The 20,000-nt window shown below is 44.5% G+C and carries 13 protein-coding genes and 2 pseudogenes; 9 read left to right on the top strand and 6 right to left on the bottom strand.

Features of this window, described 5'->3' with window-relative positions; genetic code table 11:
* Window positions 1-25: 25 nt before the first annotated feature.
* From cdd to sbcB, 4 genes are all read right to left on the bottom strand, one after another.
* Window positions 26-928: a cytidine deaminase gene (cdd, locus tag CSW98_RS02720; RefSeq protein ID WP_100798897.1), complete on the bottom strand. Its 903-nt coding sequence runs from the start codon at window positions 926-928 to the stop codon at window positions 26-28.
* A gap of 138 nt (window positions 929-1,066) precedes the next feature.
* Entirely contained in the window at window positions 1,067-1,759 is a 693-nt protein-coding gene (locus CSW98_RS02715; protein WP_100799153.1) for an LrgB family protein, read from the bottom strand.
* On the bottom strand, window positions 1,759-2,148 hold the full coding sequence (locus CSW98_RS02710; RefSeq protein WP_100798896.1) for a CidA/LrgA family protein: 390 nt from the start codon (window positions 2,146-2,148) through the stop codon (window positions 1,759-1,761). The genes CSW98_RS02715 and CSW98_RS02710 overlap by 1 nt, the downstream gene beginning before the upstream one ends.
* A 39-nt stretch (window positions 2,149-2,187) precedes the next feature.
* Window positions 2,188-3,612 (bottom strand): exodeoxyribonuclease I, encoded by a 1,425-nt coding sequence (gene sbcB, locus CSW98_RS02705; protein WP_100798895.1) that lies wholly within the window; start codon window positions 3,610-3,612, stop codon window positions 2,188-2,190.
* Between the two features lie 346 nt (window positions 3,613-3,958).
* On the opposite strand from sbcB, the gene CSW98_RS02700 reads away from it, so the two are divergent.
* Entirely contained in the window at window positions 3,959-4,990 is a 1,032-nt protein-coding gene (locus tag CSW98_RS02700; RefSeq protein ID WP_100798894.1) for a succinylglutamate desuccinylase, read from the top strand.
* Between the two features lie 432 nt (window positions 4,991-5,422).
* A complete protein-coding gene (locus tag CSW98_RS02695) occupies window positions 5,423-6,307 on the top strand; it encodes a CHAD domain-containing protein (RefSeq protein WP_100798893.1) in 885 nt (294 codons plus the stop codon).
* Between the two features lie 83 nt (window positions 6,308-6,390).
* On the opposite strand, the gene CSW98_RS02690 is transcribed toward CSW98_RS02695, so the two are convergent.
* Window positions 6,391-6,819 carry a universal stress protein gene (locus CSW98_RS02690; protein ID WP_157810317.1) on the bottom strand — a complete coding sequence of 143 codons (429 nt, stop codon included), beginning with the start codon at window positions 6,817-6,819 and terminating at the stop codon, window positions 6,391-6,393.
* 125 nt (window positions 6,820-6,944) lie between these two features.
* Window positions 6,945-8,687, bottom strand: coding sequence for a methyl-accepting chemotaxis protein (locus CSW98_RS02685; RefSeq protein ID WP_100798891.1), 1,743 nt, complete (start codon window positions 8,685-8,687; stop codon window positions 6,945-6,947).
* Window positions 8,688-9,439: 752 nt separating this feature from the next.
* Here CSW98_RS02685 and CSW98_RS02680 point away from each other — a divergent pair.
* The 7 genes and pseudogenes from CSW98_RS02680 to CSW98_RS02650 all read left to right on the top strand — a co-directional run.
* Window positions 9,440-12,306, top strand: a pseudogene (locus CSW98_RS02680) (pyridoxal phosphate-dependent class III aminotransferase).
* 28 nt (window positions 12,307-12,334) lie between these two features.
* Window positions 12,335-13,579: a carboxynorspermidine synthase gene (locus tag CSW98_RS02675; RefSeq protein WP_100798890.1), complete on the top strand. Its 1,245-nt coding sequence runs from the start codon at window positions 12,335-12,337 to the stop codon at window positions 13,577-13,579.
* A gap of 76 nt (window positions 13,580-13,655) precedes the next feature.
* Window positions 13,656-14,786: a carboxynorspermidine decarboxylase gene (nspC, locus tag CSW98_RS02670; protein WP_100798889.1), complete on the top strand. Its 1,131-nt coding sequence runs from the start codon at window positions 13,656-13,658 to the stop codon at window positions 14,784-14,786.
* 677 nt (window positions 14,787-15,463) lie between these two features.
* A complete protein-coding gene (locus tag CSW98_RS02665; RefSeq protein WP_100798888.1) occupies window positions 15,464-16,861 on the top strand; it encodes an undecaprenyl-phosphate glucose phosphotransferase in 1,398 nt (465 codons plus the stop codon).
* 77 nt (window positions 16,862-16,938) lie between these two features.
* Window positions 16,939-17,523, top strand: a complete 585-nt coding sequence (locus CSW98_RS02660; RefSeq protein WP_100798887.1) for a polysaccharide biosynthesis/export family protein — start codon at window positions 16,939-16,941, stop codon at window positions 17,521-17,523.
* A gap of 34 nt (window positions 17,524-17,557) precedes the next feature.
* A complete protein-coding gene (locus CSW98_RS02655; protein WP_100798886.1) occupies window positions 17,558-19,756 on the top strand; it encodes a GumC family protein in 2,199 nt (732 codons plus the stop codon).
* 24 nt (window positions 19,757-19,780) lie between these two features.
* Window positions 19,781-19,978: pseudogene (locus tag CSW98_RS02650) on the top strand (IS5-like element ISVa1 family transposase); the annotation flags it as partial.
* Window positions 19,979-20,000 lie beyond the last annotated feature (22 nt).

Here is a 20,000-nt window from a genome sequence, read left to right as displayed (position 1 = left end):
AAACGTTTGCTGGTGAAGTTTTTATTCAAGTCGCAGGAACGTCCAGCGACAGATACTCTAGTGTGATATCCGGATCTATGGCATCCAGTGTTGTTTGTGTTCCTCCCAGATGACTGACAGATCCGGCGGACGATTCGGCTAGTGCCGCATGACGGATCTGTGAGAAAGAGTGTCCGTCCAGTAATATCAGAAGAAGAGCAACCTGCAAAGGTGGAAGACTGGGGTTAAAGGCGGCATTTTCTGCGTAAGAACCGGTGTAAATTTCTCCGCTTGCAAGCTGAAGAGCTACACCGCTGTGGTTATGAGTATAAGGAGCATAGCTCTTATTCATCCCTTCTACTGCATTAAATAGCAGTAAATCGTCATCCGGAACCAGATAGGTATGTGGTGAGGATTTCATCAGCCGATCATGGATATTCAGATCGGCTGGGCCGAAAGATTCCGGAAGATAGTATTGCAGTGTCTGTTCTTTTTTTTCCGGAAGCTGAATTTTCAGGTTGCCGGCAGTGGAAAGCTCATTCATAAACTGGCGGCAATGGCCGCAGGGACTGTAGTTTACAGTGATATCTTTCACTCCGTTTTCACCTTTCATCCAGGCATGGCTGATAGCACATTGCTCAGCATGAACGGTCTGATTTAACGGTATGTCTGCAAACTCAATATTGGCACCAAAATAGAGGCGTCCTGACAATCCACGACAAATAGCGCCGACGTTAAAATGAGATATCGGCGTATGTGAATAAGCGGCGGCGAAAGGAAGCAATGTGACTCTGAGCTCACTATCATTTAAACCAGAAAGTTGTTGTAGTTCCGCAAACTGTTGCGCAGAAATCGTTGCATCGAAATGCTCAGAGTAAAGCATCGTATGCAGATAATCGGCAACTGCAGGTGGAACTATGCTTAGCGCATGGTCAAATCGGTTATCCATAAGAAGCCTCTGGTGATGTCTTGATTGCTTATTGTAGAAGAAAACAAGACACAAACCGTGGCTGAGATCACGTATACAAATGTAACGAAATGTTGGTATTCATTAATTGCGTGACACTGCACAAATTTAGCTCAGTTATCAGCCACCATGAACCGTGATATATAAATGTTCCACCAGAAAATAAGCAAAGGGAGCCAGTATCGAAGTGATCACACCACAGACAACCAGAGCCAGTGAGCTGAATGCGGCATCTCGGGGATCTTTTTCTGCACAGGTTGCTGTTCCCAGAGCGTGAGAGATGGTTCCCATCGTGAGTCCTTTTGCAATAGGGTGGGTGATATTCAGCCAACCATAAATCGGATAAGCACAGACGGCACCAAAAACACCGACAATCAGAACCATCACCGCAGCAATAGCCGGTTCACCACCCAAAAATTTAGCGACTTCCATTGCAATCGGGGTTGTGACGGATTTTCCCATCAGGGCGGCAATTAGGCCTATATCCGCTTTGAGTGCCAGCGCTATTAAAGAAGCGGTTGTCATTGACAGTACACTGCCTATACCACATGCAAGTAAAATAATACGGAAGTTCTTTTTGATTTCCGGAAACTGCTCATACAAAGGGTAAGCCAGAGCCACCACGGCTGGTTGGAGCAGGTAAGTTATCCATTGATTGTGCTGGTTATAGGTTTCATACGGAATATCCAGCAGGATCAGTAGCGGAATAATAATAGCAATGCTCAGCAACAGTGGGTTTGCAAGAGGGTGATTGAGCTTTTGTGAAACAAAGCGGGTGAAAAAGAAAACGGTCAGTGTCACCAGAACCCAGATCATTGGTTAACCTCCTCTTTATCTGCTACGGATGAACGGGTAAGAATGTATTCCAGCATTTTTGCCAGAATAACCAGTACAATAATGGTACCACCAACGGTTCCGGCCAGAATAGGAAGGGCATTTTGGGTCAGTAGATCTCCGTATTGGATCAGACCGACACTGATAGGAACAAAAAGCAGCACCATATAACGGATAAGAAGTTGAGCTGTCGGTTTTACCCATTCAGCTGGTGCCAGACCGCTGATCATCAGCAGGAATAGCAGCAGCATGCCAATTATGCTGCCGGGAATAGAAAGAGAAAGATATTGCTGAATAGAAACACCGACAGCAAGTGATCCCATGATCAACCCGCAGGAGACTAAATATTGTAAAATTTTTCTTAGCATGACGTATTCGCCTGTATTTTTGATGATAAGAGTGTCGGGTCAGGAGACAAGGCGTTCCACGTATCGGTAAATGGATTTTAGTATCGCAATCTTTTTTTCGTCGCTTTCATGTTCATGCACCAGATTTTCTAGGTTAAGCATATAGTCAGGCAGATAGGTTTCAAAATATTCACGGCAATGCTGTGTCCAGCGGACTTGTTCATCTGGCGTTAGCGTCTGAGGAAAGTTTCTGGCCCGATAACGGAACAGCAAGGGTTCAATGCGCGGGTCGCTGTAAGAGATATCCAGTGTCCCAAGCTGTTCAGGAGCTGCCTGGCGGATAATATCCATTGCCGCTTTATCAGACGGGGAAAAGAAACCGTCATACAAACAGGAATCCACATCTTTACCGGCATCTGCATAAGCGGGTTCGGCAGCGTATAAGCCGGTCAGTTTTTCTCTTATTTCAGGGTGTTGCCTGATTAGCGCCAGATGTTTAAGGCATTTTTCCCGATCAATACCGATTTTTTCTGCATTTTCTGCCGTCAGGGTTTTGGCCGGAGCCAGAATGGGGCATTTATTCAGATGAACCAGTTTGACCGGAACGGGTAACTCGCCCGGAGCCAGATCATCCCGGCGTGTATACAGACGCTCACGAAGCGCATCACTGTTCAGTTCAAGTAGCGGAGCCGGGTCCATCGCCAGATTTACCATAATAACAGCGTTCTGATTAGTCGGATGCCAGGCAAGAGGAACCATCCAGCTCGTATTTGCGCATTCGCGTCCCAGCATTCCGGAAATATGTACCAGAGGCGTCATATTTACAATATCGATTAACTCATTCAGTTTGCGCTTGTTACGCATATCGTACAGGTAAGTAAATAATTTGGGCTGAGCAGATTTTAATTTCTTCGCCATTTCGATGGTGGCGATAACATCAGCCATCGCATCGTGTGCATTAGTATGTTCAATGCCATTGGCCGCGGACAGATGCTCCAGTTTAAAACTGGTAAAGCCTTCGGCATTTTCCGGCCATTCAATGCCGTCCGGACGCAGGGCATAACAGGTACGCATTACATCCAGCAGATCCCAACGAGAATTTCCGTTCTGCCAGCTCCATGCATACGGGTCGTAGAAATTACGGTACAACGTATAACGGGTGACTTCATCGTCAAAACGGATGCTGTTGTAACCCAGACTGGTGGTATTAGGGACTGACAGCGCCTGATAAATCTGCCGGATAAACTCCGGTTCAGGCAGTCCTTTACTGATGGCTTCTTGTGGCGTAATCCCGGTAATAAGCGCAGCTTCCGGGCTGGGAAGATAATCTGCCGGTGGCTGACAGTAGATAACCAGTGGTTCGCCGATAATATTAAACTCCATATCCGTCCGGACTCCGGCAAACTGACACGGACGGTCCTTCGCCGGGCTTACTCCCCAGGTTTCATAATCGAAAAAGAAGAATGTCGGTTGTTCGTTTCTCATGGTGTTCCCGGCTGTTGTGAGTTTTTATATGAGGTCTTGTTTTTAGGCAGAACCCGGAGTGTATCTGCCTTGCAGGTGAAGTATCCTATAGTAAGCCTCTGCTTCGCAAGAATAAAGCCTGAAAGCATGGCTATTTATTTCCAGATATGTATTTTCCCGAGAGTAAAGCCATCACTGTGATGTGGTGTTACACCAAATCGCTATGCTACCGGTTTAACTACTGAGAACTTGTTAACATTTTTGATGAAATAATTTGGTAGATGATTTTTATCTTTTAAACTGTAGGTCTTAGTGGAAGGCAAGTGAGCCATACGGTAAGATTGCGCAGCTAAAAAAGGAGTCATTAATGGTAAAGCCACTGTTTCGTCAATCATTTCTATATGATGCACTGATGCCTGAGGAAGACATTCATTCGGGACAGGTGCAGCTCACCTCTGGTGTGGTTGTTCATATTCTTGGCCGGGGTGTTGTGGAAGTTATACCAGCGAAGGTAACGGCAGAGACAAAACACATACTGCTCTCCGCCGGTATTCATGGTGATGAGACGGCACCAATGGAATTGCTTGATAACGTACTGGCCGATATCCTTAATGAATCAGTACCAGTGATGGAACATTGTCTTTTTGTGTTGTGCCATCCGGAAGCTGCAGCCAGACATGTCCGTTATCTGGATGAAAACTTGAACCGTTTGTTTGATGAACGGGACAGAGAAGAAACCAGAGAAACCCGGATCGCCATGACGCTGAAAGCTATCGTTCAGGGCTTTTTTGAGTCAACAGAAGCATCACAACGCTGGCATCTGGATATGCATACTGCGATTCGTCGCTCACATCACACTACGTTTGCGGTGAGTCCGAAGGTTAAAAAGCCGGTTACCCGTAGCCGTGAGCTTATTTCCTTTTTACAAAAAGGTGCGGTTGAAGCAGTTCTTCTGGCTAATGCCCCAGCCAATACCTTTAGCTGGTTCAGTGCCGAATATTTTGACGCGCAGGCTCTTACCGTTGAATTAGGGCAGGTGGCTCCTCTGGGTGAAAATGATCATACTCGGTTGCTTCCGTTTGAATCAGCTTTAAAAGCACTGATTGCAGGTCAGCTTGATGAATTGGATGAAAAACCGATAGTGACTTATCGGGTAACTCAGACAATTAAACGCATCAACGAAGATTTTGGTTTTAATTTCAGTGACGATATTGAGAATTTTACTGAATTTGAACATGGGCAAGTGTTGGGGCATGACGGTGAAAAATTGCTGTTTGCCAAAAGTGATAATGAAGCTATTGTCTTTCCCAATGATAATGTGACCATCGGCCACAGAGCCGCTTTGATGGTATGTAAAGTGGAAACCCGTTACGAGGACGATCAGCTGGTCTATGATTGACAGGCCGGTCTTTCCTTTCTTCTGAGATACGTGGTCAGACCCGTTACCTCAAGATGCTTATCCGGTAAAAATTTCACATCGTTTTTGTCAGGCAAAAAAAAGCCTTCTTCAACAAGCGAAGAAGGCGTGAATGCCTAACGAAAGCAGAACGAGAATGTATCGATATTAATAATGCTATTAGTGTGCCAAAAAATAAATCAATCTAATTGATTGATTTTATTGATGATTATTTTTATCTTTATTTTTGTTATGCCAGCAGGTGCACAATCTCAGTGCACTTCGCCTTATTTTGGCGCTCATATTGCTTTGGGTGTTCATTCCCTCTTTTCGGTGTGTATCTCTTTAACCGCAAGCGATAAAACCGCCTTTTAAGGCAAACTCAGCTATACTTGTCTGGCAGAATTATCAGACAACAGGGAGGTGGTGACTGGTATGCAGGCGAATATAACGTATATATCTGCCGGAAAAATATCGGCGGATAAACGTATTACGGATATAACCGGACAACTTCAGTATGGGTTGAGTGAGCTGCTGGCTGTCGCAGAGCATAATGCACGGTACTATGTCCGTCATCATGACCCGGAAGCTTTGCATCAGTACCGGGTTGCGCTTCGGCGGGCAAAGGCTCTGCTAAAAGCAAACCGGGCTTTTGTGGCTTCGGAATATCTTCTCGACCTTAAACGGCTTTTTAGATCCCTGACGGAACCGACCGGGAGACTTCGCGACCTTGAAGTGTTTTCTGAACATCTGAAAGAGTACACCGTTCAGTTTCCTGAGCTATTTCAGGAAGGGGCAAGATGTATGCAGAGTGATCTTCATTGGGAAGCGAATAAATACCGGCAAAAAATACTCTCCTGGTTTCTCAGTGACGGTTTTAAAAGTCTTCTGGATGAAGTATACAGAAATATCAGTCTTATTAACCTTACTGTTTCGGTTAATGAATATCGCCACTTTCTGCACTCTCAGTTTAATAAGGTACAGAAAAAAATATCAGAAAGATTTCATAAACTCAGCGCCTTATCACTACTGCAGTTGCACCAACTGAGAATTCTGGTAAAGAATCAGCGTTATATTGGCAGCTTTTACCCTGAACTGATGCCGGGTGATGGCTCGGAGGCTCATAAAACAGTACAAACCATGCTAGGACAGATTAATGACTATGCGATGCAGCGTGATTTTGTTACTGAATATATTGAACAAAAGCAACCGGATGAAAAAAATCTGAAATCAGTGGCATTGTTTTCCGGTGCTTTAATCGGTTATCTCAGTTATCTGGAAAGAGAGAAAACGCAGCGGTTGGCTAATTATATATTCTGATAATTTTTCCTGCTTCCCGGTACAGGAAGCAGGAAAGATGAAGAAACAGATAGATGAAAGCACAGATAGCTCTACGTTATGTATCATGGAATGGGAATAATCAGTATATCAACACCTAAATGTTGGATCAGTTTCTTCGCTGAGGACATAAACAGATGCCAGAAATCCTGATGGTGTCCGCAGATCACCAGATCAATGTTATGTAAGTGTATCGCCGTTTCGAGACGGTCTTCGATATTTCCGCTGCTTATCAGCATTTCTTTGATTGGATAACCGGCGTGTTTTTTCAGGTTGGCTAATAATTCTTGTGCATCTTTCATCACCAGATAGCTACTGTCTTCTGTCAGTTCTTTAGCAACTATCTGTTCCGGACGGGTTTCACTGTAGCTTATATCTACATGGATAAAGGAGAGTTCAGCATGCAGAGCTTCAGCTAATGCTGCCGCCTTTTTGACTAGATTCCGGCTTTCATCGGTTAAGTCAACAGCAACCAGAATATGTCTATAGCTCATATAACGCCTCCATACTAAGCTTAAAGTACACATATATACTGCGTACTTTAAGCTTAGTATGGATAGAAAAAATCCGCTGTACCAGTTATGGAACAGCGGATATTAAGTCGGAAACTATTCAGCAGTTAGCTAAGTTTGAATTTACCAACAATATTGACCAGTTCCTGATTTGAACCGGTCAGCTCATGTGTACTGCTGGCGGCTTCATCTCCGTTCAGAGCCAGAGTCTGGATCATTTCCTGAATAGCTGTCATGTTACGGTTGATTTCTTCAGTTACGGAACTTTGCTCTTCAGCCGATGTGGCAATCTGAGCGGTTAGGTCATTAATATCAATAACCGATTCAGACATGATATCCAGCGAATTCATGACATGGGAAGTCGTTTCTGCAGTCTGCTCACAACTATGTTTCGTTGAATCCATTGCTGTCACCAGTCCGTCACTGCCCTGACGCAGTTTACTCAGCATTTCATTGATTTCATCTGTGCTCTGACGGGTTCTTGCTGCCAATGCCCGGACTTCATCCGCTACCACAGCAAAGCCTCGACCCTGTTCGCCTGCACGAGCGGCTTCAATTGCGGCGTTCAGTGCCAACAGGTTGGTCTGCTCTGCTATATCACCGATCACACCAAGAACAGTGCTGATCTGTTCCGTATCTTTCCGGCTGGATTGAATGGATTCAGACATATTTTCCACTTCCTCAACCAGAGCGGACACACTACATACCGCCTGCTGTACGACTTCTTTGGACTGATTCGCTTCATCACTGGTACGTTGAGTTTGTTTCGCTGCGTCTGCAGCACTGTGTGCAACCGATTCGGCAGTTGAGCTCATTTCGTTGATAGAGGTAACAGCCATTTCCATTTCGGAGCTGTGAGCATTCAGCAGTTCTTTGTTTGATTCTGTCTGGCTCTCCAGACGAGTGATTTGTTCACTGATTTTTCTGCTGGAAGCCGAAACCTGCAACATCATATTTTGCAGGTTTTCAATAAATTTATTAATACCTTCAGCAATTTTACCCAGATCATCGGTGGTTTCTACAGCCAGACGATGTGTCAGATCGCCGCTACCGTTTGCCAGATCGGTGATCACATTTCTCAGTGCAACTACTGGCTTCAGGGTTTGATTGATCAGCAGAATCGTCAGCGGAATGATAATAACGGCAGCAATCAACAGTGATGTTGTGATTGCGGCATTCAGACGACCAGTATTTTCTTCAATATAGTGTCTGTCTATATAGCCATTCAATTGCCACTGTTTACCTTCAATTTCAAAGTTGTTCAGAAGCGGGATCAGATCATCACCGGTTTTGTTGGTGAACAGTTCCGTACCATTCGGGTCTTTCAGTTCCAGATAGCTGCCTTCAATCGTTGATTCCGCCAGCAGGTTTTGCATATCACTTAGATCGATAAAAAAGATATTGCCTGCATTTTTTCCGGTTGGAACCGTAATTGACATCAGCGGTTTTCCGTCTTCAAAGAAAACGTCACTGACAACGGTTTGGTTATCTGCATTTTTAATTTGTTCTACAAAGCTTTGAACCAGCGCCTCGTCTTCAATCGCACCGTTTTTGTCAAAAACCAGATCAAAGGACATCTTCATAATATTGGAGAATCCGGTTCTGTCGGTGATTTCCTGTATCTGCGTAATACTGAAGTTCAGGCCTTGAGCAAGGATGACTTTATTTTGTATATCGCTGACAAGTTTGTCGGTTACTAAAGAAAGCTGAGCTTTAATGTTTTTACTATCATTTTTGGCAATGTAATCACTGATAACATGGTTAGAAGTGAGATAGGCGGTTAGAACCGTCGCAGAGATGATGGTGACAACAAGCGCGATAAGTTTCGCTTTAAATGAGATTTTTTTCATAAGGCATTTTGTTTTGTAGTTGAGGAATAGACGTAAGTTGTCTGTAACAATCTATGTTAATTGATTTTCTATGCAGCAATCTGGACTTACATCACAAACCATTTTTTGCCCACATGCACAAAAGGTGATCTATAGCCAAAAATGTTTATATTATGCTTATGCTCAGTAAACAAATCTGAGTGATTCTCATATTTAAGACAGTTATCTATGCATCTTTCACTTCCTATATTGATGTTTCTATAATTTCTTCGCACAAAATTGTTGCCAATAAAAAGCAAAATATGATAATTTCGCGCGCAATCTCGGAGCAGTTCCATAACTGAAATTTCTGGGGGATACGCGAGGCGACCATTAAAGCTGGTGCCGTCTCGTAGGGTAGGTACCAGCCATAGCTAATGGACTGGTAGACGGGATACTTTGCTCTGCTGATTAAGAGCTATAGACGGATTTTTTGTACCTCTTGGATATAGCGAATAGGCGGCATTAAATTGGGAAACCCAACATTGTTATCATTAATCTATTACTTCAAAATCAGCTTCGTTCTTCCAAACTGCAGTATTATTACTGAGCCTTGATTCGTAAGCCCTTTTTAGCTGGCTATTAGCCGGCCTGTGTGCCTGTGCCGGAAATTCCGGTATGGGTTAGTCTGCTTTGCAGTAACCGTTTTGCCTGAAAAAAGCACAGAATAGTCCCCTTGGAAATGTGGGTAGAGAGCGTATTTCAGACAGTTAATTGAGAAATAGGTGTCAGAGATGAGTACAGCATTCCCTCTGGAAACAGTGAACGTAAATAATCCATTCGATACAACAACTCCGCAGCTTGAAGGTGTCTATGATCTGACACCGGATCAACTGCTGATCGATCAGGCGCAGCATGAATCTGAAGTACGCTCGTATCCGCGTCGTCTGCCTATTGCTATTAAGCGGGCTTATGGCGCGTTAGTTGAAGATACGCGTGGTCAGTTGTTCTTAGACTGTCTGGCTGGTGCGGGAACATTGTCTCTGGGTTATAACCATCCTGAAATTAATCAGGCGCTGAAAGATCAGCTTGATTCCGGTCTGCCTTACCAGACCCTGGATATTACAACCGAAGCAAAAGACAGATTTATCAAGCAGGTTAAGGCGTTCCTTCCTCAGGAATTTGCGGAAAATTCTGCAATTCAGTTTTGTGGTCCGTCAGGTGCCGACGCAGTAGAAGCTGCGATCAAACTGGCAAAACAGACGACAGGACGTAATACCATGTTTGCTTTCCGTGGGGCATATCACGGTATGACTAACGGTACGATGGGACTGATGGGTAATCTGGGCACAAAAGCACGTCGTACAGGACTGATGTCTGATGTGCATTTTATGCCGTTCCCTTACAGTCTGCGCTGTCCGTTTGGTCTGGGTGGTGATGACGGTGCGAAAGCCGGCATCCGTTATATCGAACGTATGCTGTGCGATGATGAAGCTGGCATCATGAAACCGGCAGCCATCATTGTTGAACCTGTTCAGGGGGAAGGTGGTGTGGTTCCTGCGCCAGCATTCTGGCTGCGTGAACTGCGCCGTATCTGTGATGAGCATGGTATCCTGCTGATTTTTGATGAAATCCAGTGTGGTGTAGGTAAAACCGGCTATCGTTTTGCTTTTGAAGAATCAGGCATTAGCCCGGATATTTTAGTGTTGTCTAAGGCTATTGGTGGTGGTTTGCCAATGTCGATTCTGGTGTTCAAAAAAGACATTGATACCTGGAAAGCGGGCGAGCATACCGGCACATTCCGTGGTAATCAACTGGCGATGGTTTCTGGTGCGAAAGCACTTGAAATTATGGAGCGTGACAACCTTGTTGAACACGCCAATGTTGCGGGTCAGTACTTGCGTCATGGTCTGGAAGGCATTCAGAGTCGTGTCAGCTGTATTGCAGATGTTCGTGGTAAGGGTCTGATGCTGGGACTGGAAATTGTGAAACCTGACGGTGAAACCAATAAATTTGGTGAACCTGCGGCAGCCGGTGATCTGACTCTGGCGATTCAGCGTGCCGCGCTGGAACGAGGCCTGATGGTTGAAAAAGGTGGCAGAGAGGGGTCGGTTATCCGCTTCCTTCCTCCGATGATCATTTCTTATGAGCAGATTGATTTTGCAGTCCGTACGCTGGAAGAAGCGATCAACGTTGCAGTAGCTCAGTGGGAGACAAAATAGTGTCCTGGGAAAAACATTTTCTGCGCACCGGTCAGGCCGGTGCGGATACTTATGCTGCAGTAATGCAGCATACCACCGCCGCGATAACCTCGTTGTTTGAAGACATCAATAAACCCTATTCAGGAATGGATCCTGCGTTGCTGGAAGCCGCAATCTGTCAGATTGATCTTGATGGCAGCAATGAGAGCCTGAAGCGTGTTGTGAGTGATACGATTGAGCTGGTGGGTAAAAACTCCATTTTTACTCAACACAAAAACTGTATTGCGCACCTGCACACTGTGCCTCTGATGCCTGCTATTGCCGCTGAATCTATTATTGCCGCATTAAACCAGTCTATGGATTCCTGGGATCAGGCTTCTGCCGCAACCTATGTTGAGCAGAAAGTGGTGGACTGGCTGTGCGGCCGCTATGAGCTGGGTGAAAAAGCCGATGGTATCTTCACCAGTGGCGGTACTCAGTCTAACCAGATGGGGCTGATGCTGGCACGTGACTGGGTTGCGGATAAGATTAGCGGTCATTCTATCCAGAAACTGGGTTTGCCTGAATATGCGTCTAAGCTGCGCATCATCTGTTCCTCTAAGTCTCATTTCACTGTGCAAAAAACGGCGTCCATAATGGGACTCGGTGAACGAGCTGTGCTCTGTGTTGAGACAAATGATAACGGCACCATCCGGGTAGATGCGCTGGAGAAGGCTGTGCAGGAAGTAAAAGCAGAAGGGCTGATCCCATTTGCTCTGGTTGCAACTGCCGGTACGACAGACCATGGTGCTATTGATGATATCGATGCGCTGGCTGATATTGCTGCTAAAGAAGAGATCTGGCTGCATGTAGATGGGGCGTATGGTGGTGCTCTGATCCTGAGCAAGCATAAGAATCGCCTTAAGGGTATCGAGAAAGCCGATTCTGTGAGTGTCGATTTCCATAAACTGTTTTATCAGACAATCAGCTGTGGTGCATTGCTGGTTAAAGACAAAGCAGACTTCAAGTACCTGTTGCACCATGCCGATTACCTGAACCGGGAGCATGATGAGCTGCCGAATCTGGTGGATAAGTCAATGGCTACGACCAAAAGATTTGATGCTCTGAAAGTTTTTATGACAATGCAGAGTGTTGGTCCTGATGCGTTGGGAGCTATGTATGACCACCTTCTGGAACAGACTCAGCAGGTCGCCAGAATGGTCGAAAGGTGTGAAGGCTTTGAGCTGTTAGCTGAACCTTCTTTATCAACAGTTCTGTTCCGTTGCGTATCAGACACTGAAGATATGGATACACTGAACCAAAGAGTCCGTCTCGAGGCTCTGGTACGGGGTATCGCTGTGTTGGGTGAAACCACAGTAGACGGAAAATCCGCACTGAAATTTACTATTTTAAATCCGTGTCTGACACTTGCAGACTTTGAACATTTATTAACTGAAATTAAACAGCTGGCGGTTACTTAGTTTTAGCCGGCAAAATAAGGGAGCGACTATGTCAATTCTACAGATTGGTGCTGGTGGTGTTGGTTGGGTTGTGGCGCATAAGGCGGCACAAAACAACGATGTATTGGGCGATATTACACTGGCATCCCGTACTATTGGTAAGTGCGAAAAAATCATCGAATCGATTAAGAAAAAAAATAATCTGAAAGATCTTTCCGGAAAATTGGAAGCGCGGGCAGTCAACGCCGATGATGTTGAAGCATTAGTAGCCCTTATTAAGGAAGTTCAGCCTGATTTAGTGATTAATGCTGGTCCTCCGTGGGTAAACATTACAATCATGGAAGCGTGTCTGCAGGCAAAAGTATCTTATCTGGATACGTCTGTAGCCGTTGACCTTTGTTCGGAGGGGCAGCAGGTTCCTCAGGCTTATGATTGGCAGTGGGAATACCGTAACAAGTTTGAGGAAGCGGGTATCACCGGCATTTTGGGTGCCGGTTTTGATCCGGGTGTTGTGAGTGTTTTTGCTGCTTATGCCGTGAAGCATCTGTTTGATGAGATCGACACTATCGATGTGATGGATGTTAACGCCGGTGATCACGGTAAGAAATTTGCGACCAATTTCGATCCTGAAACGAATATGCTGGAAATTCAGGGTGATTCTTTCTATTGGGAAGAAGGAAAGTGGAAGCAGGTTCCTTGTCATACTCGTATGCTTGAGTTCGATTTTCCTCTGGTAGGTAAACATAAAGTATATTCAATGGCGCATGATGAAGTTCGCTCTATGCAGGCCTTTATTCCGGCTAAGCGCATTGAATTCTGGATGGGCTTTGGGGACACTTATCTGAACTATTTCAACTGTATGCGTGATATTGGTCTGCTGAGTCCGGATCCGGTCACTTTGCAGGATGGAACGGTGGTTGAGCCTCTGAAAGTACTGAAAGCTATTCTTCCTGATCCGACATCACTGGCTCCGGGCTATACGGGAAAAACCTGTATTGGCACCTGGGTTCAGGGCACAAAAGACGGTCAGTCTCGCAGTGTATTTATCTACAATAATGCGGATCATGAAGTGGCTTACGAAGATGTTGAACATCAGGCTATCTCTTATACAACAGGGGTTCCTGCGATTACTGCGGCTCTGCAGTATTTCCGTGGTAAATGGGCTGAAGCCGGTGTGTTTAATATGGAACAGTTGGATCCGGATCCGTTTCTGGAGACCATGCCGGAAATTGGTCTTGACTGGCATGTTCAGGAACTGGAAGCTGGTCAGCCTGATATTAAAATTCTTAAATAAAACAGAGAGACTAGAAACTAGATTATCTGGTTTCTAGTCTCTAGTTTTTAGTCACCATAACCATCGGAAAACTCCCATGAGCACAACCCCTCTCAAAACCCCGTATTTTATGATCTCCGAAGAGAAGTTGCTGGCCAATCTTGAAAAAGCCAGACAACTAAAAGAACTTTCCGGAGTAAAGCTGGTACTGGCGCTTAAATGCTTTTCTACCTGGGGCGTATTTGACATTATCAAACCGTATCTTGACGGTACAACCAGCAGTGGTCCTTATGAAGTGAGACTGGGTTACGAAACTTTTGGCGGAGAAACTCACGCATACAGCGTCGGATATAGTGAAGACGATGTAAAAGAAGTCGCGGATATCTGTGACAAGATGATTTTTAACTCCCAGAGCCAACTGGCGGCTTATCGTCACCTTGTAGAAGGTAAAGCTTCTGTCGGTCTGCGTCTGAATCCGGGAGTGAGTTGTGCAGGGCAGGATCTTGCGGATCCGGCGCGAAAATATTCGCGTCTGGGTGTTCAGGCAGATCATATTAATCCGGAAGTGTTTGAGTCTCTTGACGGTGTTATGTTTCACATGAACTGCGAGAACAAAAGTGCAGATTCATTCATCACATTGTTGGAGCGTATTTCTTCTCAATTCGGTACTTATCTGGATAAGCTGAGTTGGGTCAGCCTGGGTGGGGGTGTATTCTTCAGCTGGCCGGGATATGAGCTGGAAAAACTGGCAACAGCGTTGAAAGCCTTTTCTGCTAAGCATGGTGTTCAGCTGTATCTTGAACCGGGTGAAGCTATTATCACCAGAACGACAGACTTAGTGGTGACGGTTGTCGATATCGTTGAGAATGAAAAGAAAACAGCGATTGTTGACTCTGCTACGGAAGCACATCGTCTGGATACCCTTATCTACCATGAGCCGGCTTCGGTTCTGGAAGCTTCTGAGACAGGGGAACATGAATACATTATTGGATCATGTTCCTGTCTGGCGGGCGATCAGTTTTGTGTGGCTAATTTTACTAAGCCACTGGAGATTGGTCAGAAACTGCACATTATGGACAGTGCCGGTTATACCATGGTGAAACTAAACTGGTTTAACGGGCTAAAGATGCCATCGGTTTATTGTGCCCGCAGTAACGGCGATATAGTTAAACTTAACGAGTTTGACTATCGTGATTTTAAGCGTTCATTGTCTCAGTGGAGTGTCTGAATACTTATTCGTACTCTATTTTTTATGTATACGCCTTTCTCCGTTGCCGGGGGAAGGCGTTTTTTCGTTATATTCCCATCTTATTTATCAGCGTCCGGTACTTTTTAAGTATAAATTCATTAGTATTAACAGAGCGATAGCATCTTTATAACTGAATCGAAAATTATCATATACACATGAAATGTAAGGGATTTATCAATAAGAACAGACTGGATATAGTTGCGACAGCGCTTGTCTCATTAATAAGAATGAATGGAAAAAGTAGCGCCAGATCACGATTTATGGTTTTCTTTCCCATTGATTCAGGTAAAACTACAGCCAACTTATAGAAGTTCGAGTCTTTTCTCTATAGGTCAGTATGTGTTGGCTAGGGTCTTATAAATACAAAATTTTAATTCCAGTACATGCGAAATAGATATCTTTCGATTACAACTCATTCATTTTACTCATAATAGTAAGCTGAAAATCCATGAGCTAATCGTTTGATATCTGCATAATTAACGAGAATGTACGCTGAAGCACGGTGGGAGCTGTTAACCCAAGGGCGGTAGCGTGCTTAGTTGATTACTGAGTGAGCAGTCATAAATCAATAGACAGGTCACTCATTAACGACGAGCAGTCGGTTTGCTCGTTATCTCACTAATTAGAAATTTGCGTTGTTGGCTGGGTTTAAAATTATGAGACAGGGAAAACGAATTAAAGGTCATGGCGAGGAAACCGTTCTTGCCTACCGGATTCTGGATGTGATCATCATCTCCGTTATTCTGGTAATGGCCGCACATGTCTATAACGGACAGTTCAGTAATAATTATTTTATTGCGTTAAGTACCGGAGTCTTTTTCTATAGTCTGATGGCTGAAATTGCCGGTATCTATCGTGCGACTCACTCGCGCTCTCTGCGTGAAGTCACTGCCGGGATATTTTTCTCCTGGTTGTTTACTATCGCTACGTTACTGTTTATCGCCTTCTTCTTTAAGGTATCAGAGGCCTATTCCCGTGCGGTTCTTGGTATATGGTTTGCCGCTGTACCGGTTGTTCTCGTCGTCTGGCGTATTTTTGTCTACAAATACCCATGTATTGCACACCGGGATTCACATCAAAATACAGTTATTATCGGTGCGACAAGCTCTGGTATTACCCTTTCTAATGAAATTCTCAGCAATTCTCTTCTGAACCTGAAACTAACAGGTATCTATGATGATCGCTCTCCGGATCGTTTGCATTCAGAACAATTACCGGTTCCGCTAAGCGGCACCATTGATGATGCACTGAATCTGGCTAAAGAGCGTAAGGTCAAACATGTCTATGTCGCTCTTCCGATGGAAGCGGCGAAGCGTATCAAGCAGATTATCAATCACTTTGCTGATAGTAACGCCCGTGTTTATATTGTTCCGGATTTCTTCACTTTCGATTTAATGCAGTCTCGCTGGCGTAATGTGGGCACTGTTCCTACCCTGAGTATTCACGACACCCCTTTCTACGGATTCTCCAGTTTTATGAAACGGGCAGAAGATATCATTCTGTCTCTGCTGATTATTTGTCTGATCAGTCCGCTGCTCTTTGCGGTTGCTGTTGGTGTAAAATTGTCATCACCGGGGCCGGTTATTTTCAAACAACAGCGTTATGGTCTGGACGGTAAACCGATTAAGGTCTGGAAATTCCGTTCAATGACGACTCAGGACAATGGTTCCGTCGTGAAACAAGCCACAAAGAATGATCCCCGTATCACTCCATTCGGTGGTTTTATCCGTCGCACTTCTCTGGATGAACTGCCACAATTCTTTAATGTCCTTATGGGTACTATGTCTATCGTAGGACCAAGGCCGCATGCGATCGCTCATAATGAGGAATACCGCGGACTGATCAATAAATATATGCTGCGTCATCAGGTAAAACCGGGTATTACCGGCTGGGCACAGATTAATGGCTACCGTGGCGAAACCGACACGCTGGATAAAATGGAAAAAAGGGTCGAACACGATCTTATGTATATTCAGTCCTGGTCATTGTGGCTGGATATCAAAATTATTTTCCTCACCGCATTTAAAGGGTTTGTTGGCAAGACGGCTTACTGATCCACTGGCAACAACTTCATCAACGCAGACAGCCGCCGGAGATCTTCGGCGGCGTAAGTTTAATTAGCAGGTAATCGATGTATAACGCTGTAATAAAAACATTATTGTTATTTTTTTGTCTATTTCCACTGGCGGCCAATTCTGCGCTTGCCTCCGTCAACGAACGGGACTACGTCATTTCCGCAGGCGATACGATCCGAATTACCGTTTATGGTGAAGTCGATATGTCGGTTGATGAGCTGTTGATCGACAGTAGTGGTAAGTTCGATTTTCCGTATCTGGGCGAGCTGAACATTGAAAATAAAACGCTGAAAGAGATTCAGCAATTGATTACCGACGGTCTGGAAGGTGATTATCTGGTGTCGCCTAAAGTAACCGTAAATATTGTTCGTTACCGCAATATCTATGTTAATGGTGTCGTTAACAATCCCGGCGCTTATGAATATCAGCCAGGTTTGACGGTTGAGAAGGCGATTGCTCTGGCGGGTGGGTTTATTTCCAAGTACAGAAAAACAAAGGACATTTACCTGACCCGTAATAATCAGTTTGATGGACTGACCGAAGAGCAGATTAAAGATGCGCTGGAAAATCAGGGTGAGGTTGATTTGGCTGAAACGGTGAACCCGGGTGATACCGTGTATGTTGTCAGTTCTTTTTGGTAATTCATAATAATAATTATAAGTGTAAGGTATTAATATGCAGCAGTTTTTAGATGAAAAAAAAGCAGTAGCTGAAGAAGTGATTGACCTTGGGCATTACTTCCGGGTATTTAAAAAAAGTTTCTTTGCCATTTTATTATTCAGCATTCTGATTACCGGTATTACCATTTTAACCGTTTTTTCGATCACACCTAAGTATACGGCAACCGCCACTTTGCTTATCGAAGCGCACGAGAAAAAAGCGGTTTCGATTGAAGAAGTGGTTGGTATCGATTCATCACAGAAAGAATATTATCTTACTCAGTTTGAGATTCTGAAATCTAACCAGATCGCAGAGCACGTGATCGATAAACTGGGTCTGGATCAACTGGTGGAATTTAACGCGGCACTGGATGAAAGTGAATCCCTGTTCGATGAACTAAAACAGCAACCGCTAGTGCAAAGTCTGATGAATAACACAGAAGAAGAAGGAAATAATCAGGAAGAAATTCGTCAGAAAGTACTTGAAGTATTTAAAGATAATCTGGTTATTTCTCCAATCCGAAATACACAGCTGGTTAAGATCAGCTTCACTTCAGAAGATCCTAAATTGGCAGCGAAAGTCGCCAACGAGGTGGGGTATGCCTATATCGAAACCAATCTGGATGCCCGCTTACAGGCAACAAAATATGCCTCTAACTGGATTACTACCCGGCTGGCAGAACTTAGATCACAACTGGAAAGCTCGGAAAATACACTGGCAGAATATCTAGAAAGAGAAAAACTGATTGATGACAGCGGCATCGACGCCTTAGCCAGTGCAGAAATTGCCAACCTGACAGAACGTTTGGCAGAAGTGCGTGATCGCCGCATTGAAACCGAATCGGCATACAGTGCGCTAAAAACTTCTCAGGATGCCGATATCGCGACACTGGCTTCTATTCCGGCTATCTCTGAACACCCTCAGGTTATTGAAATCCGTAAAGCCGAAATTGAAGCCTTAAAAGAGGTGAATGAACTGAGTAAGCGTTATGGTCCTAAGCATGACAAGATGTTACAGGCCAATGCAAAACTAGCGACGGTTGAAGCTCAGTCACAGGATATTGTTTCCAAGCTGATTAAAGGTATAGGTAAAGAACTGCAGACTATTACCCGTCAGGAGCAACTGATTGATCAGGAGCTGCAGGCGAAAAAATATGATTTCCAGAAACTGACCGTTAAAAAGAGTAAATATGAAGCTTTAAAACGAGAAGTCGAAACGAATACCAATGTATTAAATGTCTTTTTAACCCGCCAGAAAGAAACCACGGCCACCAGTGATTTTCAGGCTGCCAATGCCCGTTTTACCGATGAAGCTATGGTACCACAGATCCCTAGTGCACCTAGGAAAAAAATTATTACTGCTCTGGCTTTTGTTGCCAGCTTTGGTCTGGCTGTGGCGATGGCATTGATTATCGATATCATGCGTAATACGGTGGAATCGGTGAAGAACTTTGAAGATAAGTTCGGCCTGATCCCGCTGGGTGGTATACCCATGATAAAAGCCAGCCGGTTTAAGAAAACACCGCTGGATAATTCCGTATTCTTTGATTCTCATTATATCAGCTTCAGTGAATCAATCCGTTCGGTGCGAACCTCTCTGATGCTTTCTTATATGAATAGCCAGCGTAAGCGTGTGGCGATTACCTCATCGATTCCGTCGGAAGGTAAAACTACGGTATCCATTAACCTGGCGATGTCTTTTGCCAAGGTGGAAAAAGTGCTTTTAATTGACTGTGACCTGCGTAAATCCGCTGTGTCAGAACGGTTTGGTTTTAAACGTCATCACCAGGGTCTGACTAACCATCTGTTGATGGGCACTGAGCTGCAGGACTGTCTGTTTAAGGATAAAAAATCCGGCCTGACGGTTATGCCTGCCGGTATGCTGACGCCGAATCCGCAGGAACTGTTAAGTTCTGATAAATTTAAGCAGTTACTGGATAAGCTGGATAACCATTTTGACCGTATTATCATTGATACACCACCAACACTGCCGGTGAGTGATTCACTGATTATCAGCCGTCTGACCAAAGCGGTGATTCTGGTTGTTAAAGCTAACGGTGCTAAGGTAGAAGCTATTAAGAAAACCATGTCCAAACTGATGAGCCACGATATTGGACTGGATGGCGTAGTTATTAACCAGATAAATACCAAAGTTGCCCAGAGTGAATATGGCTATGGTGAGTATGGGACTTATGGTGACACTCTGAGTTCTTAAAGATTACTTAATCAGTAATCGCCGCTGAAAAATGGGACAATAGCGGAATGGAAAGCCGAGTCTGGTTATCGCTATCGTTCAATATCTGAGACTGCAATGTCCAGATATAAAGGACTGACAAACGGTAAACTGAGCCTGAGATGTTACAACGCTCAAGTGGGCGAAATCATGGCAAATGTCAAAGCTATAAACAAAGTCATAGGACTAGGTGCTAATCGCTAGTCATATATGGCGTCGTTGATCT

This window comes from Vibrio sp. HA2012, from assembly GCF_002812955.1.
GTDB lineage: Bacteria > Pseudomonadota > Gammaproteobacteria > Enterobacterales > Vibrionaceae > Vibrio.
This window is presented reverse-complemented; position numbering and strand designations above follow the sequence as displayed.